Origin of the sequence: Micromonospora sp. NPDC004551 (genome assembly GCF_040609975.1) — a bacterium.
In the GTDB taxonomy this organism is placed as follows: domain Bacteria; phylum Actinomycetota; class Actinomycetes; order Mycobacteriales; family Micromonosporaceae; genus Micromonospora.
Window position 1 is genome coordinate 50,145 of sequence record NZ_JBEXLM010000003.1, and the last position, 26,179, is coordinate 76,323.

Here is a 26,179-nt window from a genome sequence, read left to right on the forward strand (position 1 = left end):
TCAGCCCGTGGGGCTGGGCGTCGCGGTCGGGCTGCCGCTCGGGGCGGGCGAGACAGGGCCGCCCCGGGTCGGGGTCGGAGTGACCGGCACCTGGTCACCCTTGGTCGGGTCCTGGATGATGTGCCGTTCCAGGTTGACCTGCGACTGCCCGGTCCCGCCCACGGTGATGTCGTCGTAGGCCTGGAGCAGCTTCTGCTGGTCGAAGTAGAGCACCGTCATCGACAGCGGGGTGGGCTTCTCGCCCTCCAGGCCCCGCAGCCCGGCGCCGCCGGTGGAGCCCTCGACGAAGAGCTGGGTGGGCTGCTTGTCCGGCACCTGGGGCAGCTTCGACACCTGCCGGGCGTGGGTGTGCCCGGCCAGCACCAGCGGGCAGGTGCCGGAGAGCGGGCCGGCCGAGGCCGGGTCGTGCACCAGCGCGATGTTCACCGGCTTGGGTGAGCTGGTGACCGTGGCGGCGAGCTGCTCGCCGGCCCCGATCACCTGGTCGGCGACCGCCTTGGTGAGCCCGCTGCCGGCCGGCGAGGTCTCCTTGTCGGGCGTGAACCGGGGGTCGCCGATGCCGGCGATGGTCAGCCCGGCGACCGTGGCCGTGGAGTTGTTCAGCACGACGGCGTTCGGCTGGGCGGCCACCGCGGCGGCGGTCCGCGCCGAGTCGTGGTTGCCGCGGATGTAGACGTACGGCTTCTTGAGCAGGCCGATCGAGCCGACGAAGGACGCCTCGGGCTCGCTGCCCCAGTCGGTGATGTCGCCGGTGTCGATCACGACGTCGATGCCGAACTGCTCCACCACCGTGCGGATGAGCTGCCAGCCGGTCGGGTTGAGGTGCATGTCGGAGACGTGCAGCACCCGCGTGGTGCCCGGCGACGGCTGGACCACGGGCAGCGAGGAGACCGTGGTGTAGAGCTTGCTGACGTTGCCGACCAGCCGTTGCAGCTGCTCGGCGTACTTGGTGTAGTCGTTGGCGATCCGCCGCGCGTCACCGACGATCGCCGGAGCGTTGACCAGCAACCCCTCGTAGCGCGGCTCCTCGATCGCCTGTGGCCGGACGGTGGCGGCGGCGAGGCCGAGGCTGCCGGCGGTGATCACCAGCGCCAGCCCGCCGGCCCACGCGGTGCGGCGCACGTTCCGGAAGACCAGCCCGGCCAGCAGCAGGGTGGCCAGCACCGCCGAGGCCAGGGTCTTCAGGCCGAGCCGCATGACGCCGGCCCGGACGTCCTCGACGGCCGACTGGCTGGCCCGGCTGATGCTCGCCGGATCGTCGATCAGCGCCTCGGTGCGCCGCTGGTCGAGCGCGCCCAGCTCGACGGTCAGGTAGGCCGGCCCGTCGTGGCTGTCCAGCAGCAGTGCGCCCAGCGGGGGGATGTCGACGGTGGTGCCGCCGCTCAGCGATGGGCTGAGGTTGAGCTGGGCGCGGAACGGCCCGATGTCGGTGCCCACGTGCCCGCCCGCGTACGTGCCGGCCACCACCCCGGTGAGGGTGACCACGAGCAGGGCGAGCACCACGCCGAGCCGGCGCAGGTTCGTGCCGGGGCGCCACCGGCGGCGGGCGCGCCCCTTTCCCGGGGCCGCTCCGCCCACGGCGTCGTGCTGCTCGTTCTCCTGGCCGTCCATGCTGAGATTCTGACCTGCCCGTTGAAGGATCTTGGCAAACCCGGGGGATGGAGGATCAGCTGCGCCCGGCGCCTCCGTCGGCGAAGACCAGCCGCAGGATCCGGTCGTCGTCGCCGGCCGGCTTGCCCCGCCCGTCCCGGTTGGAGGTGCTCACCCAGACCGACCCGTCGGGCGCCACCGCGGCGGCCCGCAGCCGGCCGTACCGGCCGGTGAGCAGCTCCCGCGGCTGGCCGAGCACCGTGCCGTTGCCGGCCAGCTCGACCAGCCAGAGCCGCTGCCCGCGCAGGCAGGCGGTGATCAACAGCCGGTCGACGGACGCCAGGCCGGAGCAGGACGCCTCGCTGGTGCGCCACTGCACGACCGGGTTGACGTAGCGCTTGTCGTCGCCGCGGCCCTCGACCTGCGGCCAGCCGTAGTTGCCGCCCTTGTTGATCTGGTTGATCTCGTCCCAGGTGTTCTGGCCGAACTCCACGGCGTACATCTTCTTGTCCGGCGTCCAGGCGAAGCCCTGCACGTTGCGGTGCCCGGTCGACCAGACCGGGGAGCCGGCGGTGGGGTTGCCGGGGGCCGGCTTGCCGTCCCGCGTGATCCGCAGGATCTTGCCGCCGAGGCTCTTCGGGTCCTGGGCGTTGGCCGTGCGCCCGGCGTCGCCCGTGCTGGCGTAGAGGAAGCCGTCCGGGCCGAAGCCCAGCCCGCCGCCGTTGTGGTTGCCGGCCTTGGGGATGCCGGTGACGATCGGGGTGGGCGGCCGGCCCAGCTCCAGCTTCGCGATCCGGTTGTCGTCGGCGGCGGTGTAGTAGACGAAGACCGTGCGGTCCCGGGCGTACCCGGGGGAGACCGCGATGCCGAGCAGGCCGCCCTCGCCGCCGGCCGCCACGCCCGGCACGGTCTGCACCACCCGGACGGTCATCCCCTCCGGGCCCGACTCCGGGCCGACCTGGAGGATCCGCCCGCTGTCCCGTTCGGTGACCAGCGCGCCGCCGTCGGGTAGGAAGGCGATGCCCCAGGGCACCCCGAGCCCCTTCGCCAGCACCGTGGCGACCACCTGCTGGCCGGCCCCGCCGGGGCTGGCCGAGGTCGACGGCGACGGGAGGTTGGGCGGCTCGCCGGCCGGGTCGGGGGCCGGGTCGCCGAAGGCGCAACCGGCGGTGCCGAGCAGCAGCGTCGCGCAGGACGCCGCCAGCGCCGCCCGGAGGCGGCCGGTGCGGGGGTACGGGGGACGCGGCCTCACCCGCCAAGCCTAGCCGGGCCGGGTGGGGAACCGGGCCCGACGAAGCGAGTCCCGGCTCACCGGGCCCGCAGGGCGAGCAGGGCGACGTCGTCCTCGCGCCGCTGGGCCGCGGCGAGCAGCCGGTCGCAGAGGGCCGCGAGGGGGAGCGCGGCGGCGCCGGCGAGCTGCGCGATCAGCTCGACCTCGCCCTCGTCGATCGGCCGGTCCCGGCGCTCGGTCAGCCCGTCGGTGTGCAGCAGCAACGTGTCGCCGGGCGCGAGGGTGAGTTCCTGGCGCCTGCGCCGGGGCGGGCGGGTCAGGCCGAGCAGCGGCCCCCGGTCCCCGTCCAGCGCCCGCACCGGGCCGTCGGCCGGGACCAGCAGCGGCGGCGGGTGGCCGGCGTTGCACCAGGAGACCCGCAGCCCCGGCGCGGCCGGGCGGACCCGGGCCAGGATGGCGGTGGCGACGGTCGAGACGGGCAGGCCCTGGATCGCCCGGTCGAGATGGCTCATGATTTGGTCGACCGGGTCGGTCCGCCCGTACGCGTCGCCCCGGACCAGGTTGCGGAGCTGCCCCATGGTCGCCGCGGCCTCGATGTCGTGCCCCGCGACGTCGCCGATGGCGGCGACCAGCTCGCCGTCGGGCTGGACGAAGGCGTCGTACCAGTCGCCGCCGACCTCGACCCGGTCCGCCGCCGGCAGGTAGCGGGCGGCCAGCTCCACGCCCGGCACCACGGGCAGGGTGGGCAGCATGCTGTGCTGGAGCACCTCGGCGACGTGCCGCTGCTCGCCGTAGAGCCGGCTGTTGCCCACGGCCTGGCTGGCCCGCCGGCCGATGTCCAGCGCGGTCCGCAGGTCGGTCTCGTCGAACCCGCGCCGGGCCGGCCCGTTGACCAGGGTGACGGCGCCGACGGCGCGGACCCCGCCGGCGGTGATCGGCACGGTGAGGTGGGAGGCGAAGCCCAGCCGCTCGGCGAGCGGTGCCAGCTCCGGGTGGACGCTGCCCCGCTCGACGTCGGCCGGCCCGGCCACCTCGCGCATGACCGGCCGCCCGGTTCGCAGCACCGACCGGATGATCGAGTCCGGACCGAGGCCGGTGGCCAGCAGCGCGGCGAACCGGGCCACGTCGGCCGCCCGGTCCGGGTCCCGGTGCACGCCCGAGACGGTCCGCGGCCGGCCCACCGGATCGACCAGGGTGATGAGGCACCAGTCGGCCAGCAGCGGGACCATGGCCTGCCCGAGCCGGTCGACCGCCGTGGCCACGTCGAGCGTGCCGCCCAGCATCTCGCTCATCCCGGCCAGCATGGCGAGCCGGTCGTGCGCCTCCTCGGCGCGGCGGCGGGCCTGCTCGGCGCTCTTCACGGCGATCCGCAGCCGCAGCTCGGACGAGCAGGCGGCGGCCAGGTCGGCGAGGGTGCGCAGCTGCTCGGCGGTCCAGGCCCGGGGCTTGCTGTCGATGGCGCAGAGCGAGCCGAGCACCCGGCCGTCCAGGTCGGTCAGCGGCATCCCCGCGTACGCGACGACGCCGAGGTCCTCGACAGCCGGGTTGTGCCGCACCCGCGGGTAGAGCCGGGCGTCGGGCAGCACCATGGGCATCTCGACGTCGACCACGTGCTGGCAGAACGAGTGGCTCAGCGGGGTCTCCCGGCGGGCCGCCCACGGCTCGGGCAACCCGGTCGCGCCGGGGAAGAACTGGCGGTCGGCAGTGACCAGCGAGACCAGCGCGACCGGCACGTCCAGCAGGTCGCCGACCAGCCGCGCGAACCGGTCGAACGCCTCGTCGGCGGCGGGGCCGAGCCGGGTCTCCGCGAGGGACCGCAGCCGCTCGGGGTCGGTCAGCGCCGGGATCGGCACGACCGCGCGTCCGGCGCTGTCCTCGCTCATGACCACCCGTCTCCGGTGTGCGGGGCGCCGGCCGACGCTCCGCCCTCGGTTATACCTCGCGCGCTCTGCCGCCAATCGTCCCGGCGGCGCTCGTCACGGCCCCGCCCACCCGCGCCGTCCGGGGCGGCTATCGTCGGCGGTCGTGAAGGTATGGATCCCGCACCCGGCCGGCCGGCGCCTCATCGGCGAGCCGCCCCCGGGCGTCACCGTGGAGGTGCTGGAGGACCCGGCCCGGCCGCCGTCGTCCCCGGCCGGCGTCCGGTTCTGGGTGCCGCCCTTCCTCTCCGGCCCGGACGCCGGCGCGCTCCTGGCCGAGCTGCCGGACCTGGCGGTCGTGCAGCTCCTCTCCGCCGGTGCGGACGCCTGGGCGGGGCGGGTCCCCGAGGGCGTGACGCTCTGCGACGCCCGGGGCGTGCACGACTCGGCCACCGCCGAGTGGGTGGTCGCCGCGATCCTGTCCGCGCTGCGCGGCTTCGGCCCGCTGGCCCGCGCCCAGGGCCGCCACGAGTGGGCGTTCGACGAGGTGGCCCCGACCGACGAGCTGGCCGGCAAGCGGGTGCTGATCGTCGGCGCCGGCTCGATCGGCGCGGCCGTCCGGGCCCGGCTGGCCCCGTTCGAGGTGACCTTCACACTGGTCGCCCGGACGGCGCGCCCGGCCGAGGAGGTGCACGGGGTGGACGAGCTGCCCGCCCTGCTGCCCGAGGCGGACGTGGTCGTGCTGCTGGTGCCGTTGACCGAGCAGACCCGGGGCCTGGTCGACGAGAAGTTCCTCGCCGCGATGCCGGACGGCGCGCTGCTGGTCAACGCCGCCCGGGGCCCGGTGGCCCGCACCTCGGCGCTGGTCGCCGAGCTGGCGTCGGGGCGGCTGCGGGCCGCGCTGGACGTGACCGACCCGGAGCCGCTGCCCGCCGACCATCCCCTGTGGGAGCTGCCCAACGTGCTGCTCACCCCGCACGTCGCCGGCTCGGTCCGCGGCCTGCTGCCGCGGGCGTACCGGCTGGTGGGGGAGCAGGTGCGCCGGTTCGCCGCCGGGGAGCCGCTGACGAACCGGGTGGTCGACGGCTACTGACGGGTCAGCCGGCGGACTCGGGCAGTTCCTGTCCGGTGGCGGAGATCAGCCGGGGCAGGTCGGCGGCGCGGACCGCGGGAAGCACCAGCGTCTCGCCGTCGTCGAGGCGGGCGACCGCCCGGCCGCGCGGGTCGGCGGTCAGTTCGGCGACCCGTCCCCAGGGCACCCGCCGCTGGCCGAGGAGGGCCCGCAGCCGCAGCTCGCGGGCGTCCGCGTCGGTGCCGGCCCGCCACGCCCAGACGCCGAGCGCGAGCGGGATCAGCAGCACCCAGAGCAGCCACCAGCGGGCGGTGGCCAGCGGGAGGGCGCCGATGAACGCGACGATCGCGGCGACGAGGATCGCCTGGTTGTAGCGGAAACGGACGGTGTCGGCGCGGCTCACCCCCTGATGATCCCACCCCGGACGGGCGGTGGTCCCGGCGGGCGGGGCGGCGCGGGCCTCGAGCTCAGGTGTGACGGGCGTCACGTCGGGTGTCGCGTAACCGCGCGTCTCCGGGATCGTTTATGGGCGTGGCCGCACCGGTCCCCGTCCGGCGGCGGTCGCATCCGCATCCGACCCGTTGACCCCGCACGTCGTACCGCAACCGCACCGCCCCGTGCCCCCTCACGAAGGCGACCGCCGTGCCCGTCACCCACCCCGATGCCGGTCCCCGCCGCCGGCCACCACTGCCCGACCTCGTCGTGTCGATCGCCGGCGCGCTGTTCGTCCTCGCCGGCGCCGCCGGGCTGGTCCCCGGCCCGGCCGCCGTGGCGCTCGCCGTGGCCGGTGGCTCCGCCCTGGCCTGCGTCCGGCTCGCCTGGCTGGCCGGCGTCCCGCCCATGCCGCCCGACCCGCCTGGTGTCACGCCCACCGGGCGGCCCGCTGGCATCCCGCGGGGCCCCGCAACCCCGCCCGAACCGGCCGCCGCCCGGCCGACCGGGCGGCGGGCCCGCCGCGTGGCGCTGTCCCGCCGGGTCGCGGGGATCCTCGACGCCGCCGTGCTGGCCGCCGGCCTCACCGTGGCGGTGCTGCCGCTGAGCGACCCCGCGCACCGGCTGCCGGTCGCGCTGGCCGGCCTGGCGATCACCGGCCCGCTGTACGCCGTCGCCCTGCTCCGGTTGCCCGGCCGCTCCCGCCTCTCCGGCGGGGAGCGGCTGCGCCGTGCCGTGGACGCGGTCGGCCTCGGCGTCAGCCTGGTCTTCGCCGGCTGGGTGCTGCTGCCGGACGGTCCGGTGCCGCCGCCGGCGCGGGCCGCCAGTGTCGGCGGCGCCCTGGCGCTGGCCGTCCTGCTGGTGGCCGCCGTCGCCGAGCGGCGCCGGCGACCGGGCGCCGCGGGCTGCCATGCCGGTGCGGCAGCCACGGTGGGCGGGCTGGCCCTGCTCGTGGTGCTGCTCGCCTGCGCCGCACCGGACCGGGCCCTGCCGGCCGTCGCGCCGCCGCTGCTGGCCGGCGCGCTGCTCACCGCGGCCGGTGCCCGGCGTACCGCGGCCGGGGAGCGGCCCCGCACGGGAGCGGCGCCGGCCGCCTGGCCCGGGCTCACCGCGCCGGCCGGCATCGCGGCGCTGGCCGCCGGTCACCACCTGTGGACGGTGGGCGAGTTCACCGCGCCGGCGATCGCCCTGGGGCTGTCCGTCATCCCGCCCATGGTGGTACGGGAGGTGCTCGCCGCCGCCGACCAGCGGCGCCGGGCCGAGCGGCTGGCCGCCGGCGAGGCGCGGCTGCGGCACCTCGCCGGGGAGGACCCCCCGCCCGCCGACGCTCCGCCGGCCGACCGGGCCGAGCTGGCACGCGTCCTCGCCCGGCGGGCCGGCGGCGCGCTGCTCGTGGTCGACCTGCACGGCGCCGACGAGACCGCGGTGCTGGACGGGCCCGTGCTGGCCGAGGTCGTCCACCGGCTCCGGTCCGGCTCGGGTCCGCACGACCTGGTGGCCCGGCTCACCGACGCCGAGTTCGCCGTGCTCACCGACCTCGGGCCGGTGCCCGCGTACGCACTGGGCATCCGGTTGCTGGCCGCGCTCGCCGAGCCGTGCCCGCGCCCCGGCGGGGCGAGCCGGATCCGGGCCAGCATCGGGCTGGCCGAGACCACGGGCGGCGAGCCGGAGGACGTGCTGCGCCAGGCCGACCTGGCCCGGCGGCGCGCCGTGCAGCTCGGCCGGGACCGCGTCGAGTGGTACGACGCCTACCTGGAGGAACAGCTGGTCCGGCGGCTGGACCTGGAACGGGAGCTGCCGGGGGCGGTCGCCCGGGGTGAGCTGGACCTGGTCTACCAGCCGGTGCTGGCGCTGGCCGACCGGCAGCCGGTGGGCACCGAGGCGCTGCTGCGCTGGCGCAGTCCCGCGCTCGGCACGGTGCTGCCGGAGGAGCTGCTGCCCGTGGCGGCCGACCTCGACCTGCTCGGCGAGGTCGGGCGGTGGGTGCTGGACCGGGCCTGCCGGCAGCTCGCCGACTGGTCGGGGAGCGGCCGGGAGCTGTGGATGGCGGTCAACGTCACGCCCCGGGAGCTGGCCGCGCCCGACTTCGTGGCCCGCACGGCGACCGCCCTGGCCGCGCACGACGTGCCGCCGGAGCGCCTGGTGGTGGAGGTGGCCGAGCCGGCGGTGGCCCCCGAGCTGTCCACCGTGGTGGCCCGGCTCGCCGGGCTCCGCTCGCTCGGTGTCCGCACCGCGCTGGACGACTTCCGCGCCGAGCACGCCTCGCTCGCCCAGCTCCGCCGGCTCCCCATCGACCTGCTGAAGGTGGGCCCGCACCTGGTCGGGCCGGGTGCCGACGGGCAGCGCCCGCTGATCGACGTGGTGGCCAACCTGGGCGACCGGCTCGGGCTGGAGGTGGTGGTCGAGGGGCTGGAGTCCGACGTCCAGGTGGCCGGCGCGCGTCGCGCCGGCTGCCGCTACGGGCAGGGCTTCGCGCTGGCCCGTCCGGCCCCGGCCGAGCGGGTGGAGGCGTGGTTCGAGGAGTTCCCCTCGACGCCCCGCTGACCTGGCCGTACGGCCGGATCGCTGAACCGGTTCACCGGCTACGCGGCGGCGCGGTGCTCCCACGCGGGGTGAGGTGGGCGGTCTCGTCCTGGAGGCCGGTCACCGGCTCGCCCGCGATCACGGCCAGGAGCTGGCGCGCGGCGTGCGCACCGTACGCCGGGATGTCCCGGCCCAGCGCGGTCAGCGGCGGGTGCACGAGCTGGCAGAGCGGGGAGTCGTCCCAGGCCACGATCGACAGGTCGCCGGGCACGGCCAGGCCCATCTCCTGGGCCACGGAGAGCCCGGCGATCGCCATCACGTCGTTGTCGTAGATGACCGCGGTGGGCCGGGCGGCGGAGCTGAGCAGGCGGCGGGTGGCCCGCGCCCCCTCCTCGCCCGTGTAGTCGGACCAGACCGTGGCGGCCTCGTCGAGCCCGAGCCGCCGGCACACCTCGGTGAACGCGTCGGTGCGGATCTCGGTGTGCAGCAGTGCGGGCAGCCCGCCGACCCGGGCGATCCGCCGGTGGCCGAGCGCGACCAGGTACTCCACGGTCTCGACCAGCGCCGCCGCGTCGTCGGACCAGACGCTGGCCAGGCTGCCGGTGTGGCCGGGCCCGCCGATCACCACGGCCGGCAGCTGCAACTCCTCCAGCGCCGGCACCCGCCGGTCGTCGGTGCGCAGGTCGCAGACGAAGACGCCGTCCACCCGGCGTTCGGCCCACCAGCGGCGGTAGACCGCGATCTCGGCCTCCTGGTCCGCCACCACCTGGAGGGTCAGCGCGTAGGAGCGGGCCGACAACTCGGCCTCCACGCCGCTGATCAGCTCCATGAAGAAGGGCTCGATGCCCAGTATCCGGGCGGGCCGGCACAGGGCCAGGCCGACCGCCTTGGCGGTGGCGCCGGAGAGCGCCCGGGCGGCGCTGCTCGGGCTGAACCCGATCTCGGCGGCGATGGCCAGGATCCGCTGGCGGGTCGCCTCGGACACGCCGGGCTGGCCGTTCAGCGCGTACGACACCGCGCCCTTGGAGACCCCGGCCCGCCGGGCGACATCGGCGATCGTCGGCCGCTTCACCGGCGCGCTCCCTCCACTGGTCCGGCCCGTGCCGGGCCCGTCTCCACCGCCGGTGTGACCGGCGGCTGTCACGCTACTGCACCGGGCCGCGGCACCGTCGGCGCGGCGGGGCGCGCCGCCACTTGCGCGGTTAAGCGTAACGGCCCGACCGCCGCCCGCTCCGGCCCGCGGCACCTGTTCGTGGGCGGTAGAGCGCTTCGACACGCAGGAATGACGGCGATGAGGTTACCGGCAGGTCCCGTTCGTAACCGGCCGTTGACAGCCCATAGGGTCCCCCGTACGGTGTGCTCACTTATCCGGTTCAGTCAACGTCTCTCGATCTCGGGAGCGTTCCCATATCGGCGCGGAGGATGACATGAAACGGTCCTGGACGCACTGGGCCCGGGCGGCCGCCGTGGGTGCCGTCAGCCTGGCCATGGTCACGGCCTGCAGCGGCAAGAGCACCACCGGCGGCTCGGACGCCGCCGACGGCCAGGTGACCCTGAAGATCAACTTCTGGGGCGACTTCGGCCTCCAGGACCTCAAGACCCGCTACGAGGCCGAGCACCCGAACATCAAGATCCAGCTGAACTCCGGGGAGTACAACGCGCAGCACGAGGACCTGCAGAAGAAACTCGTCGCCGGCAACGGCGCGCCGGACATCGCGGCGATCGACGAGGGCTTCATGGTCCAGTTCCGCAGCCAGTCCGACAAGTTCGTCAACCTGCTGGACAAGGGCGCGGGCTCGTACGAGAGCAAGTACCTGCCCTGGAAGTGGAAGCAGTCGCTGTCCGCCGACGGCAGGACCCAGATCGGCCTCGGCACCGACGTGGGCGGCCTGGCCATGTGCTACCGCACCGACCTGTTCAAGGCCGCCGGCCTGCCCACCGAGCGGGACCAGGTCTCCGCGCTCTGGCCGGACTGGGACAAGTTCATCGAGGTCGGCCGGCAGTACACCGCGAAGACCAACAAGAAGTTCATCGACGCCGGCACCAACCTGTTCAACCCGATCCTCGGGCAGCAGCCGGTCGGTTTCTACTCCGACCAGGAGCAGCTGCAGATGGACGGCGGCCCGAAGGTCGCCTTCGACTACACCGTCAAGGCCGTCCAGGCCGGGCTCTCCGCCAACCTGGTCAGCTTCCAGGCCGACTGGGACAAGGGCTTCACCAGCGGCGCCTTCGCCGTGCTCGCCTGCCCGGCGTGGATGCTGGGCCACATCAAGGACACCGCCCCCGGCACCCAGGGCAAGTGGGACATCGCCGCGGTGCCCGGTGGCGGCGGCAACTGGGGCGGCTCGTTCCTGACCATCCCCAAGCAGGGCAAGCACGTCGACGAGGCGTACAAGCTGCTGGAGTGGCTGGTCGCGCCCGAGCAGCAGATCGAGATCTTCAAGAAGGTCGGCAACCTGCCGTCGCAGCCGGCACTCTACGCCGACCCGGCCATCGCCGACTTCAAGAACCCGTTCTTCAACAACGCCCCCGTCGGGCAGATCTTCCCCAAGATGGCCCAGGGCCTCACCCCGCAGTACCTGGGCAGGAAGAACGGCCCGACCCGGGTCGCCGTGGAGAACGTCATCCGGCGGGTCGAGAACAAGAGCCTCAAGCCGGACGCCGCCTGGGGCGAGGCGGTCAAGGAGGCCGACAAGGCCGCCAAGTCCTGACCGGACACCGGTGACGGGGCGGGCCGCGGCCCGCCCCGTCACCGCCGCACCGCCCGACCCACCTCGGCCCTGGAGTGATCCGATGTCCACCACCCGTGCCGCGCCATCGAGCCGCCGAGCCGCGCCGGAGCGCGGCCGCCCCGGGGGCGACGACCGGCTGAGCTGGCGCAACCGGCTGTACCGCTTCGACACGCGCTACATGCCGTACCTCATGATCGCGCCGTTCTTCCTGCTCTTCCTCGTGTTCGGGCTGTTCCCGCTGCTGTTCAACGCGGTGGTCGCGCTGCGCAACTACCGGCTCGACGACCCGACGCTGCCCTACTGGGCGGGCGGGGAGAACTTCAGCCGGCTCCTCGGCGACGAGGACTTCTGGAACGCCCTCTTCAACACCTTCGGCATCTTCCTGCTCTCCTCGGTGCCCCAACTGCTGCTCGCGCTCGTGGTCGCCTCGCTGCTCAACCGCAAGCTGCGGGCGCAGACCTGGTGGCGGGTGGGGGTGCTGCTGCCGTACGTGACCCCGATCGTCGCCTCGACCATGGTGTTCAGCGTCTTCTTCTCCCGCGACTTCGGCATGGCCAACTGGGTGCTCGGCCTGTTCGGCCTCGGCGGCCCGGACGACCCGATCGACTGGCGGGCCGACAAGCTGCACTCCTGGATCGCCATCGCCACGATGGTCAACTGGAAGTGGATCGGCTACAACGCGCTGCTCTACCTGGCCGCCATGCAGTCCATCCCGCGCGACGTCTACGAGGCGGCGGCCATCGACGGCGCCGGGCCGTGGAAGCAGCTCTGGCGGATCACGGTGCCGATGATCCAGCCGGTGGTGCTGTTCACGGTCATCCTCTCCACCATCGGCGGCCTCCAGCTCTTCACCGAGCCGATGCTCTTCGACCCGAACGCCCAGGCCGCCACCGGCGGCCCGAACGGCGAGTGGCAGACCATCGCCCAGCTGATCTACAAGGTCGGCTGGAAGGACCTCAACCTCGGCTACGCCGCTGCCATGTCCTGGGCCCTCTTCCTGATCATCCTGATCGTCGCCGGCGTCAACTACGTGGTGACGAACCGGCTGTCCGGAGGGCGGCGGTGAACGCGAGGAACGCAGCGAAGCGGAGTACCGCAGTCGCGAACGAAAGGAGAGCACAGTGACGACCGTCGCCCGGCCCGCGCGCCGGAAGCCGCGGCTGGTGGCCCGCGCCCCGCAGGAGACCCCCGCCGGGCTCTGGACCTACCTGTTCCTCGCGCTGACCATGCTCTTCGCGGCGTTCCCGCTCTACTGGATGTTCGTCATCGCGACCAGCGACGACCAGGCCCTCGCGAAGCTGCCGCCGGCGATCGTCCCCGGCGACCGGTTCCTGACCAACGTCGACGAGGTCTTCTCCCTCCAGGACGTCTACTTCGCCGCCTCGCTGGTCAACAGCGTCATTGTCGCCACCGTGGTGACCGCCTCGGTGCTGTTCTTCTGCTCGCTGGCCGGGTTCGCCTTCGCCAAGCTGCGCTTCAAGGGCAGCAACGCCCTCATGGTCTTCGTGGTGCTCACGCTGACCGTGCCCAACCAGCTCGGCATCGTGGCGCTCTACATCGTGATGGGCAAGCTCGGCTGGAACGGCACCCTCCTCGCGGTCATCGCCCCCGGGCTGGTCACCGCGTTCGGGGTGTTCTACATGCGGCAGTTCATCGTCAACACCGTCCCCGACGAGCTGGTCGAGTCGGCAAGGATGGACGGGGCCACGACCATGCGGGTGTACGCCAGCATCGTGCTGCCGGCGATCCGCCCGGCCCTGGCCGTGCTCGGGCTGCTCACGTTCGTGGCCACCTGGAACGACTTCCAGTGGCCGCTCATCACGCTGAGCGGCACCGACTATCCGACCTCGATGGTCGCGGTCTCGGACCTGGCCAGCGGCAACTACGTGATCTACCGGAGGGTGCTGGCCGGGGCGTTCATCGCCACCGTGCCCCTGCTCGTCATGCTGTTCATCGGTGGACGTCAGATCGTCCGCGGAATCATGGAAGGCGCGGTGAAGTCGTGAGCCGTCAGATGCTGCACGAGGGTTGGGTGCTGCGGGCCGTGCCCGGCCCGCAGGTGCCGCCGGAGCTCGCCGGGCAGGCGGTGCCGGCGACCGTCCCCGGCTGCGTGCACACCGACCTGCTGGCGGCCGGCCTCATCCCCGACCCGTACCTCGACGACAACGAGAACCGCCTGGGCTGGATCGGCCGCACCGACTGGGTCTACGAGACCACCGTCGACCGGCCGTCCGGCGACGACGAGCGCGTCGACCTGGTCTGCGCCGGCCTGGACACGGTGGCCACGATCAGCCTCAACGGCACCGAGGTCGGGCGCACCGAGAACCAGCACCGCGGTCACCGGTTCCCGGTCGGCCCGCTGCTCCGGGCCGGTGCCAACACGCTCACCGTGCGCTTCGCCTCGCCGTACCGCTACGCCGAGGCGCACCGGGACCGGCTCGGCGACCGGCCGAACGCGTACCCGGAGCCGTTCCACTTCATCCGCAAGACCGCCTGCAACTTCGGCTGGGACTGGGGACCGACGCTGGTCACCGCCGGCATCTGGCAGGAGATCGGGCTGCACGCCTGGTCCACCGCCCGGCTGGCCACCGTCCGGCCGCTGGTCACGGTCGAGGGCGACACCGGCCGGGTGGAGCTGCACGTCGAGGTCGAGCGGACGCAGGACGGCCCACTCACCGTGCACGCCACCGTGGCGGGCGCCGCCGCCGAGGTCACCGTCCCGGCGGGCGAGCACCGGGCCGTGGCGACTCTCACCGTCCGCGACCCGGCGCTCTGGTGGCCCGTCGGGTACGGCGACCAGCCCCTGCACGACCTCGACGTGACCCTCCGCGCCGGAGACGGCCGGCCGCTGGACCGCTGGTCCCGCCGGATCGGCTTCCGTTCGGTACGCCTGGACACCGCCCCCGACGCGCACGGCTCCGCGTTCACCCTGCACGTCAACGGGGTGCCGATCTTCGTCAAGGGGGTCAACTGGATCCCCGACGACGCCTTCGCGAACCGGGTCACCCGGACCCGCCTCGCCGAGCGCTTCGCTCAGGCGGCCGGCGCGAACGTCAACCTGCTGCGGGTCTGGGGCGGCGGCCGGTACGAGTCGGAGGACTTCTACGAGCTGGCCGACGAGCTCGGGCTGCTGGTGCAGCAGGACTTCCTGTTCGCCTGCGCCGCCTACCCGGAGGAGGAGCCGTTCCGCTCCGAGGTCGAGGCCGAGGCACGGGAGCAGGTCACCCGGCTCGCGAGCCACCCCTCACTCGTGCTCTGGACCGGCAACAACGAGAACATCTGGGGCTGGCACGACTGGGACTGGCAGGAGCCGCTCGCCGGCCGCAGCTGGGGGCGCGGCTACTACCTGGAACTGCTGCCCGCGGTCGTCGCCGAGCTGGACCCGGCCCGGCCGTACTGGCCGGGCAGCCCCTGGTCGGGCAGCGAGGACGTGCACCCCAACGACCCGGCGCACGGCACCACCCACATCTGGGACGTCTGGAACACCGACGACTACACGAAGTACCGGGAGTACGTGCCCCGCTTCGTCGCCGAGTTCGGCTACCAGGCGCCCCCCGCGTACGCGACACTGCGGCGGGCCCTCTCCGACGAGCCGCTCGCCCACGACTCGCCCGGCATGGCGCACCACCAGAAGGCCGCCGACGGGGACCGGAAACTCCAGCGCGGGCTGGACGCCCACCTGCCGCCGCCCGCCGACTTCGACGACTGGCACTACCTCACCCAGCTCAACCAGGCCCGGGCCATTCAGCTCGGCGTCGAGCACTTCCGCTCGCACCGGCCGGTCTGCATGGGCACGATCGTCTGGCAGCTCAACGACTGCTGGCCGGTCACCTCCTGGTCGGCGGTCGACGGCGACGGCCGGCGCAAACCCCTCTGGTACGCGCTCCGCCGCGCCTACGCCGACCGCCTGCTCACCGTGCAGCCGCGCGACGGCGGGCTGGCGCTGGTGGCGGTGAACGAGACCGGCGAGGCCTGGTACGCGCCGGCCACGGTCACCCGGCTCACCCTCACCGGGGAGCCGAGGGCGAAGACCTCGGTGGACCTCGACGTCCCGGCGTACTCCTCGGTGGTGCTGGCACTGCCCGCGGAGCTGGCGCGGCCGGACGAGGCCCGCCGGGAGCTGCTGGTCGCGGAGGCCGGAGAGACCGCGGAGCGGGCGCTGTGGTTCTTCGCCACCGACCGGGAGGTCGAGTGGCCGGCGGCGGAGTTCTCCGCGACGGTCGAGCCGGTCGACGGTGGTCAGCGGGTCCGCGTGACCGCGCGGACGGTGCTGCGCGACCTGACGCTCTTCCCGGACCGGCTGCACCCGTCGGCGGAGGTCGACCGGGCGCTGCTCACCCTGCTGCCGGGGGAGTCGGCCACCTTCGCCGTGCACTCCGGCGCCGCGCTCGACCCGGCGGCCCTCACCCGCCGTCCGGTGCTGCGCTGCGTCAACGACCTGACCCCGTAGCGACCCTGACTTGAAGACTTTTGCAAGTGCTAAAGTTTTCAGGGTTCTCGGGGAGGAGTCGTCGTGTCGGTGCCGCTGTACCAGGCCAAGGCGGAGCTGTTCCGCACCCTCGGGCACCCGGTCCGGATCCGGGTGCTCGAACTGCTCCAGGACGGGCCGAAGCCGGTCCGCGACCTGCTCACCGCCATCGAGGTCGAGCCGTCCAACCTCTCCCAGCAGCTCGCCGTCCTGCGGCGGGCCGGCATGGTCACCTCGCACCGGGACGGGCCGCTGGTCGTGTACGCGCTCAGCACCCCCGACGTGGCCGACCTGCTCGCCGCCGGCCGGCGGATCCTCGGCGCGGTCCTCACCGACCGGGACGCCCTCCTCGACGAGCTGCGCGCCGGGGAAGGGGAGCGGTGAGCGCGGCGGCTCCCGCCACCTCCGCGATCGACGGCCCGTCCCGTCCCGGCGTCCCCGACGGCGGACCGCGGCGGGCCGGCCGGCTGCTCCGGACCCGGCTGTCCGGGCTGCTGCCGGGCCGGTCCGACTGGGCGGCGGTACGCCGTTCGCCCCGCCGCGACCTGCTCGCCGGGCTCACCGTGGCCGTGGTGGCGCTGCCCCTCGCGCTCGCCTTCGGCGTCACCTCCGGGCTCGGCGCGCAGGCGGGGCTGGTCACCGCCGTCGTCGCGGGGGCCGTCGCCGCGATCTTCGGTGGCTCCAACCTCCAGGTCTCCGGCCCCACCGGCGCGATGACCGTGGTGCTCGTGCCGGTGGTGCAGCGCTTCGGCGCCCGGGGCGTGCTGATGGTCGGCGCGCTGGCCGGCCTGATCCTGCTCGCCCTCGCGCTGGCCCGCCTCGGCCGCTACGTCCGTTACCTGCCGACCCCGGTGATCGAGGGCTTCACCGCCGGTATCGCCGTGGTCATCGCCCTGCAACAGGTCCCGGCGGCGCTCGGCGTCACCGACGCCCACGGCGAGAAGGTCTGGGCTGTGGCCGCCGACGCGGTCGTGCGGTTCGCCGCCCACCCGCACCCGGTGGCCGTCACCGTGGCGCTCGCGGTGGCCGCGCTCTTGCTGCTCGGCGCCCGATGGCGGCCCGGCCTGCCGTTCTCCCTGCTCGGGGTGGCCGCCGCCACGCTGTTGGCCGAACTGGCCCCGGTCGACCTGGTCCGCATCGGCGCCCTGCCGCAGGGACTGCCGGCCCCGTCACTGGACTTCCTCGACCCCGGCGCGCTCGGCGTGCTGCTGCCCAGCGCGCTCGCGGTGGCGGCGCTCGCCGCCCTGGAGAGCCTGCTCTCGGCGACGGTGGCGGACGGGATGACCGTCGGCGAACGGCACGACCCCGACCGGGAACTCTTCGGGCAGGGCCTGGCCAACCTGGCCGCCCCGGTCTTCGGCGGCATCCCGGCCACCGCCGCCATCGCCCGCACCGCCGTCAACGTGCGCGCCGGCGCCTCCTCGAAGCTCGCCGCGCTCACCCACGCCGTCGCCCTCGCCGCCATCGTGCTGGCCGCCGCCCCGCTCGTCGGCCGCATCCCGCTCGCCGCCCTGGCCGGGGTGCTGCTCGCCACCACCGTGCGGATGGTGGAGGCCGGATCGCTACGGGCGCTGTTCCGGGCCACCCGGGCCGACGCCGTGGTGCTGGTGCTCACCTTCGCGGTCACCGTCATCTGGGACCTGGTCGCCGCGGTGGCGGTCGGGCTGGCCGTGGCCGTCGTGCTCGCACTGCGCGCGGTGGCCCGCAGCGCCCGGCTGGAACAGGTGCCCCTCGACCCCGGCGAGCACAGCGCCGAGGAGCACGCGCTGCTGGCCGAGCACATCGTCGCGTACCGGCTGGACGGGCCGCTCTTCTTCGCCGCCGCGCACACCTTCCTGCTGGAGCTGGCCGAGGTGGCCGACGTCCGGGTGGTCATCCTGCGGATGTCCCGGGTGTCCACCGTCGACGCCACCGGCGCGCAGGTGCTCGGCGACGCCGTCGACCGGCTGCGTGGGCGGGGGATCGCCGTGCTGCTCTCCGGCATCACGCCGGGCCACGACCAGGTGCTCAGCACGCTGGGCGTGGCGGAGGAGCTGCGGCGGGAGGGGTTGATCTTCCCCGACACCCCGGCCGCCATCCGCCACGCCCGCACCATCGCCCTGGCGGGCTGAGCACCAGGGCGGGTTACTCCGGGACCCGCCGGTAGGCGCCGTCGCTGGCCGAGGTGGCCATCGAGGCGTACGCGCGCAGCGCCGCGGACACCGGCCGCACCCGGTCGGCCGGGGTATACGGGCGGTCCCGCTTCTCCTCGGCCACCCGCCGTGCCTGGAGCACGTCGTCGGGCACGTTCAGCTCGATCGAGCGGGCCGGGATGTCGATGACGATCTCGTCGCCCTCCCGGACCAGCGCGATCAGCCCGCCCGCGGCCGCCTCCGGGGAGACGTGCCCGATGGACAGGCCGGACGTGCCACCGGAGAACCGGCCGTCGGTGAGCAGCGCGCAGGAGCGGCCCAGCCCGCGGCCCTTGAGGAACGAGGTGGGATAGAGCATCTCCTGCATGCCGGGGCCGCCCTTCGGGCCCTCGTAGCGGATCACCACCACATCCCCGGCGACGACCTCCTTGGCCAGGATCGCCGTGACCGCGTCGTCCTGCGACTCGTAGACCTTGGCCGGCCCGCGGAAGGTCAGGCACTCCTCGGGCACCCCGGCGGTCTTCACCACGCAGCCGTCCGGCGCCAGGTTGCCGTGCAGGATGGCCAGCCCGCCGTCGGCGCTGTACGCGTGCTCCCGGTCCCGGACGCAGCCGCCGGCCGCGTCGGTGTCCAGGGACGACCAGCGGTTGGTGGTGGAGAACGGCTCGGTGGTGCGCACCCCGCCCGGTGCGGCGTGGAACAGCTCGACCGCCTCCGGGGTCGCCGAGCCGCCCCGGACGTCCCAGTCGGCGAGCCACTGCTGGAGCGAGGGGGAGTGCACCGAGTGCACGTCGCGGTGGAGCAGGCCGGCGCGGTCCAGCTCGCCGAGGATGGCCGGGATGCCGCCGGCCCGGTGCACGTCCTCCATGTGGTACTGCGGGGAGTTCGGCGCGACCTTGGCCAGGCAGGGCACCCGCCGGGAGATGTCGTCGATGTCGGCCACGCCGAAGTCCAGCTCCGCCTCGCGGGCGGCGGCGAGCAGGTGCAGCACCGTGTTGGTGGAGCCGCCCATGGCCACGTCGAGCGCGACGGCGTTCTCGAAGGCGGCCCGGTTCGCGATCGACCGGGGCAGCACGGAGGCGTCGTCGGCGTCGTACCAGCGCTTGGCGATCTCCACGGCGGTGCGGCCGGCCTCGACGAACAGCGACCGGCGAGCGGCGTGGGTGGCCAGCGTCGAACCGTTGCCGGGCAGCGCCAGGCCGATGGCCTCGGTGAGGCAGTTCATCGAGTTGGCGGTGAACATGCCGGAGCAGGAGCCGCAGGTCGGGCAGGCGGAGCGCTCGATCTCGCCGAGCTGGTCGTCGGTGACCGCCTCGTTCGAGGAGGCGATCATGGCGTCGATCAGGTCGATCTTGGAGTGGACGACGCCCTCGATCGCCACCGTCTTGCCGGCCTCCATGGGGCCGCCGGAGACGAAGACGGTCGGGATGTTGAGCCGCAGCGCCGCCAGCAGCATCCCCGGGGTGATCTTGTCGCAGTTGGAGATGCAGACCAGGGCGTCCGCGCAGTGCGCGTTGACCATGTATTCGACCGCGTCGGCGATCAGCTCCCGGCTGGGCAGCGAGTAGAGCATGCCGCCGTGGCCCATGGCGATGCCGTCGTCCACCGCGATCGTGTTGAACTCCCGGCCGACCCCGCCGGCCTCGGCCACCGCGTCCGCGACCAGGCCACCGAGGTCCTTGAGGTGTACGTGACCGGGGACGAACTGGGTGAAACTGTTCGCGATGGCGACGATCGGCTTGCCGAAGTCGTCGTCGGTCATCCCGGTGGCCCGCCACAGGGCCCGGGCACCGGCCATCGTCCGACCGTGGGTGGATGTCCTCGACCGCAGCTCAGGCATGCCTACCAGTCTGACACCGCCGCCGCGCCGGCCCCCCGGCACGCGCGCCGTGTCCCAACAGATGCACACCCGGTGCCCCACGGGGGGCGCGGATCCGGCACAGTTGAGGTCGTGCAGTCGTCCCCGGGGATGGTCATCGTCGCCGTGCTGAGCGGGCTCGCCGCGGCCGGCGCCGCCGCCCTGCTCGCCGCCTCGGCGCGCCGCCGGGGCGGCCCGCACCGGCGGGCCCACGTGCTGCTCGCGGCCGCCGCCGGGGTCGCCCTGCTCAGCCTGCTGCTCGGGCTGGCCGGCACGCTGGCCGCCGGCGACCACTGGGCACACCGGCAGGGGCAGCGCACCGGCTGGGCCACCCTCGTCTCGATCGGCACCACGGCCGCCGGGCTCGGTCTCGGCGTCGCCCTGCTCCGGCTGCCCGGCACCGCCGCGGCCCGGGCGGCCACCGCCCGGCTGCTGCTCGACGGCGTGATCATGGCGGGCGCGCTCTGGTTCGTCGGCTGGGCGCTGTTCAGCCCGCCGACCCGGCTGCTCGGCGCGGCGACCCCGGTCGCCTGCGTACCCATCCTGCTGGCCACGGTCAGCGCGGCGCTGACCGCCGGGCTCACCCTGATCATGGTGTTGCGGGCGGCGCCGCCGCGCGGGCGGCTGGTCCTGCTCGGCGCCGGCGCGACCGGGGTGACCTGCGGTGGGCTGGGCCTGGCGGCCGGGCTCTGCCAGACCGGTGCAGGCCTGGCGTACGCCGGCGCCGCGGTGATCGCCGCCGGCCTGCTGGCCACCGCGCTGGCCGCGCACCGGGTCGACCTGCCGCAGGTCGACGTCGACCTGATCCGCCGCGACGGCGAGTACGCCTTCGTGCCGATGTTCGCGATGGCCGCCTCCGCCATGTACCACCTGCTGCAGGGCGGCCGGTTCGACGTGTACGGCATCGCGGCCGGCAGCGTCGAGGGCTTCGCCCTGGTGGCCCGGCAGTACCTCGCCCTCAACGACGTCCGCGGCTACGCCGGCCGGCTCGCCGAGCGGGAGGCGCACTTCCGCGAGCTGGCGCACACCGACCCGCTCACCGGCCTGGCCAACCGGCGCGGCCTGCTGCGGGCGCTGCACCGCTGCGCCGAGGCCGGCGTCCCCTGCGTGCTGCTCGGGCTGGACCTGGACGGCTTCAAGAACGTCAACGACATGCGCGGGCACGACGTGGGCGACGCCGTGCTGGCCGAGGTGGGCCGGCGGCTGCGCGGCAACCTGCGCCCGGGCGACCTGGCCGCCCGGCTCGGCGGCGACGAGTTCGCGGTGCTCATGCACGGCACCACCGAGCCCGGGCCGGTCGCCGAGCGGCTGCTGGGTGTGCTCGGCCGCCCCTACGAGGAGGCGGACGGCCCGATCTTCCTGTCGGTGAGCATCGGCGTGGCCGGCGCCCTCGGGGAGACCGACGTCGAACTGCTGCTGCGCAACGCCGACCTGGCGCTGCGCTACGCCAAGCAGCGCGGCAAGAACCGGATCGAGCGCTACGACGCCACCTACGACCAGCTGCTGCGCCGGCGCACCATGCTGGAGCACGAGCTGCGCGGCGCCATCGAGCGCGACGAGCTGCGGCTGGCCTTCCAGCCGGTGGCCTCGCTGCCCTCGGTCCGCCCGGTCGGCGCCGAGGCGCTGCTCCGCTGGCACCACCCGCAGCTGGGCAACGTCCGGCCCGACGAGTTCATCCCGCTCGCCGAGGAATGCGGGATGATCTCCAAGCTCGGCGCCTGGGTGCTGCACCAGGCGTGCTACCAGCTCTCCCGCTGGCTGGCCGACGGGCACGACGTCTGGGTGTCGGTCAACGTATCGCCCCGGGAGCTGCACGCGCCGGACTACGTGGTCCAGGTCGCCGACGCGCTGCGCGCCCACCACGTGCCGCCGCAGCGGCTGGTGCTGGAGGTCACCGAGCACGCCGTCGCCACCGACCTCGACGAGCTGATCCGTCGGCTCACGGCGCTGCGCCTCACCGGTGTGCGGATCGCGCTGGACGACTTCGGCGCCGGCTACTCCTCGCTGGGGCAGCTGCGCCGGCTCCCCATCGACATCCTGAAGATCGACCACAGCTTGGTGGCCGAGCACGAGCCGGTCCGGCCGGTCGGCCGCGACGGGCCGGCGTTCGCCCCCATGGTCGACATCGTCATGCGCCTCGGGCACCAGCTCGGGCTGGAGGTCATCGCCGAGGGGGTCACCACCCCCACCGAGCTGGCCGCCGTGGTGGCCGCCGGCTGCCGGTTCGGGCAGGGCGCGGCCTTCGGCTGGGGGGTGCCCGCCGAGCACCTGGAGGCGATGCTGGAGGCCGCCACCTCGCCCGGCAACCGCCCCACCTCCGTGCCGCCCGCGGCGCCGGTCCGGCCGGCCCGGACCGGGCCGTCGCCGCTGCTGCCCCGGCTGCGGTCCAACCCGCCCGCCCAGGTGCCCGCGCCGCGTACCTCGAATGAGGGATCTTCGCAGGTCGCACCGGGCGTGGAGGGCGCTCCGGGAGGCGACACGCCCACGTCCGTGAACCAAAATGTGGGATCAGTTGACTCACCGCGTGAGATGCGGCAGGCTTGACCGCATGTCGTCGAACCGGTCGCTGCGAGTACTTACCTGAGCGCACTCTCCCCAACGAGAGTGCGCTGGCCCCGTGCATCTGCACGTGGGCCGTTTTTGTTGCCGTCGGACCATCGCCGGGACGCCCGCGTCCCATCCTGAAGACACGCATCACCCACTCCAGCCGAAGGCCTGAACCGCCATGACGAGACCCACGCCAGAGACCCTCGCCCACTCCGTCCGGCGAGCCCGCCCGGCCACCGAGCCGGCGGGTGACGCCGACCACGCCCCCGCCCCCCGCCCCGGCGCCGCGCCGGCCGCCCCGGCCGTAGCGGGACGCGCGGCGCAGGCCGGCGCGGACGGACGCACCGCGACCGACCGGGAGCCCGCGCAGATCTCCGGCGCCGGCTCGCTGGTGCGGTCGCTCGAGGCGCTCGGCGTCGACGTTGTCTTCGGCATCCCGGGCGGCGCGATCCTGCCGGCGTACGACCCGCTCTACGACTCGACCGTCCGGCACATCCTGGTCCGGCACGAGCAGGGCGCCGGGCACGCGGCCACCGGCTACGCCCAGGCCACCGGCAAGGTCGGCGTCTGCATGGCCACCTCCGGCCCGGGCGCGACCAACCTGGTCACGCCGATCGCCGACGCCTACATGGACTCGGTGCCGATGGTGGCCATCACCGGCCAGGTCGCCCGCCCGTCGATCGGCACGGACGCCTTCCAGGAGGCGGACATCCAGGGCATCACCCTGCCGATCACCAAGCACAACTTCCTGGTGCAGACGGCCGAGGAGATCCCGCAGGTGCTCGCCGAGGCGTTCCACCTGGCCTCGACCGGCCGGCCCGGCCCGGTCCTGGTCGACATCCCGAAGGACGTCCTCCAGGCGCCGACCACCTTCACCTGGCCACCCACCCTGGACCTGCCCGGTTACCGGCCGACCCTGCACCCGCACGGCAAGCAGATCCGTGAGGCGGCCCGGCTGATGACCAGCGCCCGCCGCCCGGTGCTCTACGTCGGCGGCGGCGTGCTCAAGGCCGGCGCCACCGAGGGGCTGCGCCGGCTGGCCGAGCTGACCGGCATCCCGGTGGTCACCACCCTGATGGCGCTCGGCGCGTTCCCCGACTCGCACCGGCAGCACCTGGGCATGCCCGGCATGCACGGCACCGTCGCGGCGGTCTACGGCCTCCAGAAGTCCGACCTCATCGTGGCCCTGGGCGCCCGCTTCGACGACCGGGTCACCGGCAAGCTGGACTCGTTCGCGCCGGACGCCACCGTCGTGCACGCCGACATCGACCCGGCCGAGATCGGCAAGAACCGGCACGCCGACGTCCCGATCGTGGGCGACGCCCGGCACGTCATCGACGAGCTGATCGCGGCGGTCACCGCCGAGCAGGCGGCCCGGCCGGCCGCCGACCTCGCCGACTGGTGGAACCAGCTCGACGACCTGCGCGGGCGCTACCCGCTGGGCTACGAGGAGCCGGCCGACGGCACCCTCTCCCCGCAGTATGTGATCCAGCGGCTGGGCGAGATCGCCGGCCCGGACACCGTCTACGTGGCGGGCGTCGGCCAGCACCAGATGTGGGCCAGCCAGTTCATCTCGTACGAGAAGCCGTACACCTGGCTCAACTCCGGCGGTCTCGGCACCATGGGCTACGCCGTCCCGGCGGCGATGGGCGCCAAGGTCGGCAAGCCGGACACCACGGTCTGGGCGGTCGACGGGGACGGCTGCTTCCAGATGACCAACCAGGAGCTGGCCACCTGCGCCCTGGAGGGCATCCCGATCAAGGTCGCCGTCATCAACAACGGCAACCTGGGCATGGTCCGGCAGTGGCAGACCCTGTTCTACGGGGAGCGCTACTCCAACACCGAGCTGGGCACCCACAAGCACCGCATCCCGGACTTCGTGAAGCTCGCCGAGGCGCTCGGCTGCGTCGGCCTGCGCTGCGAGAACGCCGCCGACGTGGACAAGACCATCGAGGCGGCCATGGCGATCACCGACGCGCCGGTGGTCATCGACTTCGTGGTCGGCAAGGACGCCATGGTGTGGCCGATGGTGGCCGCCGGCACCAGCAACGACGAGATCATGTTCGCCCGGGGCGTCCGCCCCGCCTTCGACGAGGACGAACTCTGATGACGATGCACACGCTGTCCGTGCTGGTGGAGAACAAGCCGGGCGTCCTGGCCCGGGTCTCCGGGCTGTTCTCCCGGCGTGGGTTCAACATCGACAGCCTCGCGGTGGGGGAGACCGAGAACCCCGACGTCTCCCGGATCACCATCGTGGTCAACGCCGAGTCGTCGCCGCTGGAGCAGGTCACCAAGCAGCTCAACAAGCTGGTCAACGTGCTCAAGATCGTCGAGCTGGACCCGCAGGTCTCGGTGGCCCGGGAGCTGCTGCTGGTCAAGGTCCGCGCGGACCGCAACGCCCGCGGCCAGGTGCTGGAGACGGTCGCCCTGTTCCGCGCCCGGGTGGTCGACGTCGCGCCGGACACGCTGACCATCGAGGCCACCGGCACCCCCGACAAGCTCGACGCGCTGCTGCGCGACCTGGAGCCGTTCGGCATCAAGGAGATGGTCCAGTCCGGCACGGTGGCCATCGGGCGCGGCTCCCGCTCGATCACCGCCGGCCCGGCGCTGCGCGCCGCCTGATTCGCACCCACCAGATTTCGACGGGCCGATGGGCACCGCCGTACGAAAGGGAAGTCAATGAGCGTTGAGGTGTTCTACGACGACGACGCCGACCTGGGCCTGATCCAGGGCCGCAAGGTCGCCGTGATCGGCTACGGCAGCCAGGGCCACGCCCACGCGCTGTCGCTGCGCGATTCCGGCGTCGACGTGGTGATCGGCCTGCCCGCCGGCTCGAAGAGCCGGCCGAAGGCCGAGGAGCAGGGCCTGCGTGTGCTCACGCCGGCCGAGGCGGCGGCCGAGGCCGACGTCATCATGATCCTGGCGCCGGACACCGCCCAGCGCGGCCTCTACGCCGAGGCGATCGCCCCGAACCTCGCCGCCGGCAAGGCGCTCTTCTTCGGCCACGGCTTCAACATCCGGTACGGCCTCATCAAGCCCCCGGCCGACGTGGACGTGGCGATGGTCGCCCCGAAGGGCCCCGGCCACCTGGTCCGCCGCCAGTACGTCGACGGCAAGGGCGTGCCCTGCCTCGTCGCCGTCGAGCAGGACGCCAGCGGCAACGCCTTCGGCCTGGCCCTGGCCTACGCCAAGGCGATCGGCGGCACCCGGGCCGGCGCGATCCGCACCACCTTCACCGAGGAGACCGAGACCGACCTCTTCGGCGAGCAGGCGGTGCTCTGCGGTGGCGCGGCGGCGCTGGTGCAGACCGGCTTCGAGGTGCTCACCGAGGCCGGCTATGCCCCCGAGGTGGCCTACTTCGAGTGCCTGCACGAGCTGAAGCTCATCGTCGACCTCATGTACGAGGGCGGCATCGCCCGGATGCGCTACAGCATCTCGGACACGGCCGAGTACGGCGACCTCTCCCGCGGCCCCCGCATCATCGACTCCCGGGTCAAGGAGGAGATGCGCAAGATCCTCGGCGAGATCCAGTCCGGCGAGTTCGCCCGCGAGTGGGTGGCCGAGGACGAGGCCGGCCGGCCGAACTTCGCCAAGTGGCGGGCCGAGGGCGCGGCGCACCCGATCGAGGAGACCGGGCAGAAGCTGCGCGCCATGATGAGCTGGGTCGACCGGCCGATCACCGAGACCGCCTGACCCTGCCTCGGGGCAGCTCCGACGCGGCCCGCGGCCCGACGC

18 protein-coding genes are annotated in these 26,179 nt (G+C 74.1%); 12 read left to right on the forward strand and 6 right to left on the reverse strand.

Annotated elements, in window-relative coordinates; translation table 11 throughout:
• Genes ABZW14_RS05660 through ABZW14_RS05670 form a run of 3 tightly spaced genes read right to left on the reverse strand, consistent with a single transcriptional unit; the run spans position 1 to position 4,704 of the window.
• Positions 1-1,611 carry a metallophosphoesterase gene (locus ABZW14_RS05660; RefSeq protein ID WP_355340344.1) on the reverse strand — a complete coding sequence of 537 codons (1,611 nt, stop codon included), beginning with the start codon at positions 1,609-1,611 and terminating at the stop codon, positions 1-3.
• A 55-nt stretch (positions 1,612-1,666) separates the two neighbouring features.
• Positions 1,667-2,842 carry a PQQ-dependent sugar dehydrogenase gene (locus ABZW14_RS05665; protein ID WP_355340347.1) on the reverse strand — a complete coding sequence of 392 codons (1,176 nt, stop codon included), beginning with the start codon at positions 2,840-2,842 and terminating at the stop codon, positions 1,667-1,669.
• Between the two features lie 56 nt (positions 2,843-2,898).
• Positions 2,899-4,704 carry a SpoIIE family protein phosphatase gene (locus tag ABZW14_RS05670; protein WP_355340350.1) on the reverse strand — a complete coding sequence of 602 codons (1,806 nt, stop codon included), beginning with the start codon at positions 4,702-4,704 and terminating at the stop codon, positions 2,899-2,901.
• A 142-nt stretch (positions 4,705-4,846) separates the two neighbouring features.
• On the opposite strand from ABZW14_RS05670, the gene ABZW14_RS05675 reads away from it, so the two are divergent.
• Positions 4,847-5,773 carry a 2-hydroxyacid dehydrogenase gene (locus tag ABZW14_RS05675; RefSeq protein ID WP_355340353.1) on the forward strand — a complete coding sequence of 309 codons (927 nt, stop codon included), beginning with the start codon at positions 4,847-4,849 and terminating at the stop codon, positions 5,771-5,773.
• Between the two features lie 4 nt (positions 5,774-5,777).
• On the opposite strand, the gene ABZW14_RS05680 is transcribed toward ABZW14_RS05675, so the two are convergent.
• A complete protein-coding gene (locus ABZW14_RS05680) occupies positions 5,778-6,155 on the reverse strand; it encodes a PH domain-containing protein (protein ID WP_355340356.1) in 378 nt (125 codons plus the stop codon).
• 239 nt (positions 6,156-6,394) lie between these two features.
• Between ABZW14_RS05680 and ABZW14_RS05685 the strand changes: the two genes are divergently transcribed.
• Positions 6,395-8,728, forward strand: a complete 2,334-nt coding sequence (locus ABZW14_RS05685) for a GGDEF domain-containing phosphodiesterase (RefSeq protein WP_355340359.1) — start codon at positions 6,395-6,397, stop codon at positions 8,726-8,728.
• Positions 8,729-8,759: 31 nt separating this feature from the next.
• Here ABZW14_RS05685 and ABZW14_RS05690 read toward each other — a convergent pair whose 3' ends face one another.
• Positions 8,760-9,779 carry a LacI family DNA-binding transcriptional regulator gene (locus ABZW14_RS05690; RefSeq protein ID WP_355340362.1) on the reverse strand — a complete coding sequence of 340 codons (1,020 nt, stop codon included), beginning with the start codon at positions 9,777-9,779 and terminating at the stop codon, positions 8,760-8,762.
• Positions 9,780-10,134: 355 nt separating this feature from the next.
• Here ABZW14_RS05690 and ABZW14_RS05695 point away from each other — a divergent pair, with 355 nt between their 5' ends.
• The 6 genes from ABZW14_RS05695 (at position 10,135) to ABZW14_RS05720 (ending at position 18,018) form a co-directional block, all read left to right on the forward strand.
• Complete coding sequence (locus tag ABZW14_RS05695) at positions 10,135-11,418, forward strand: extracellular solute-binding protein (RefSeq protein WP_355340365.1); 1,284 nt, start codon at positions 10,135-10,137, stop codon at positions 11,416-11,418.
• A gap of 82 nt (positions 11,419-11,500) precedes the next feature.
• Positions 11,501-12,505: a sugar ABC transporter permease gene (locus ABZW14_RS05700; protein ID WP_355340368.1), complete on the forward strand. Its 1,005-nt coding sequence runs from the start codon at positions 11,501-11,503 to the stop codon at positions 12,503-12,505.
• Positions 12,506-12,560: 55 nt separating this feature from the next.
• Positions 12,561-13,445, forward strand: coding sequence for a carbohydrate ABC transporter permease (locus ABZW14_RS05705; RefSeq protein WP_355340371.1), 885 nt, complete (start codon positions 12,561-12,563; stop codon positions 13,443-13,445).
• A gap of 8 nt (positions 13,446-13,453) precedes the next feature.
• Positions 13,454-15,889 carry a glycoside hydrolase family 2 protein gene (locus ABZW14_RS05710; protein ID WP_355340916.1) on the forward strand — a complete coding sequence of 812 codons (2,436 nt, stop codon included), beginning with the start codon at positions 13,454-13,456 and terminating at the stop codon, positions 15,887-15,889.
• A 63-nt stretch (positions 15,890-15,952) separates the two neighbouring features.
• The gene (locus ABZW14_RS05715; RefSeq protein ID WP_355340374.1) at positions 15,953-16,291 is read left to right on the forward strand and encodes a metalloregulator ArsR/SmtB family transcription factor; all 339 of its coding nucleotides are present in this window, start codon (positions 15,953-15,955) and stop codon (positions 16,289-16,291) included.
• An 83-nt stretch (positions 16,292-16,374) separates the two neighbouring features.
• Entirely contained in the window at positions 16,375-18,018 is a 1,644-nt protein-coding gene (locus tag ABZW14_RS05720; protein WP_355340919.1) for a SulP family inorganic anion transporter, read from the forward strand.
• 13 nt (positions 18,019-18,031) lie between these two features.
• Here ABZW14_RS05720 and ilvD read toward each other — a convergent pair whose 3' ends face one another.
• Positions 18,032-19,879: a dihydroxy-acid dehydratase gene (gene ilvD / locus ABZW14_RS05725; protein ID WP_355340377.1), complete on the reverse strand. Its 1,848-nt coding sequence runs from the start codon at positions 19,877-19,879 to the stop codon at positions 18,032-18,034.
• Positions 19,880-19,990: 111 nt separating this feature from the next.
• On the opposite strand from ilvD, the gene ABZW14_RS05730 reads away from it, so the two are divergent.
• The 4 genes from ABZW14_RS05730 (at position 19,991) to ilvC (ending at position 26,137) form a co-directional block, all read left to right on the forward strand.
• Positions 19,991-22,441, forward strand: coding sequence for a bifunctional diguanylate cyclase/phosphodiesterase (locus tag ABZW14_RS05730; RefSeq protein ID WP_355340380.1), 2,451 nt, complete (start codon positions 19,991-19,993; stop codon positions 22,439-22,441).
• Positions 22,442-22,622: 181 nt separating this feature from the next.
• A complete protein-coding gene (locus ABZW14_RS05735; RefSeq protein WP_355340383.1) occupies positions 22,623-24,551 on the forward strand; it encodes an acetolactate synthase large subunit in 1,929 nt (642 codons plus the stop codon).
• A complete protein-coding gene (gene ilvN, locus ABZW14_RS05740; protein WP_046563652.1) occupies positions 24,551-25,066 on the forward strand; it encodes an acetolactate synthase small subunit in 516 nt (171 codons plus the stop codon). Before ABZW14_RS05735 ends, ilvN begins: the two co-directional genes overlap by 1 nt.
• A 57-nt stretch (positions 25,067-25,123) precedes the next feature.
• Positions 25,124-26,137 (forward strand): ketol-acid reductoisomerase, encoded by a 1,014-nt coding sequence (gene ilvC / locus ABZW14_RS05745; protein ID WP_355340386.1) that lies wholly within the window; start codon positions 25,124-25,126, stop codon positions 26,135-26,137.
• Positions 26,138-26,179 lie beyond the last annotated feature (42 nt).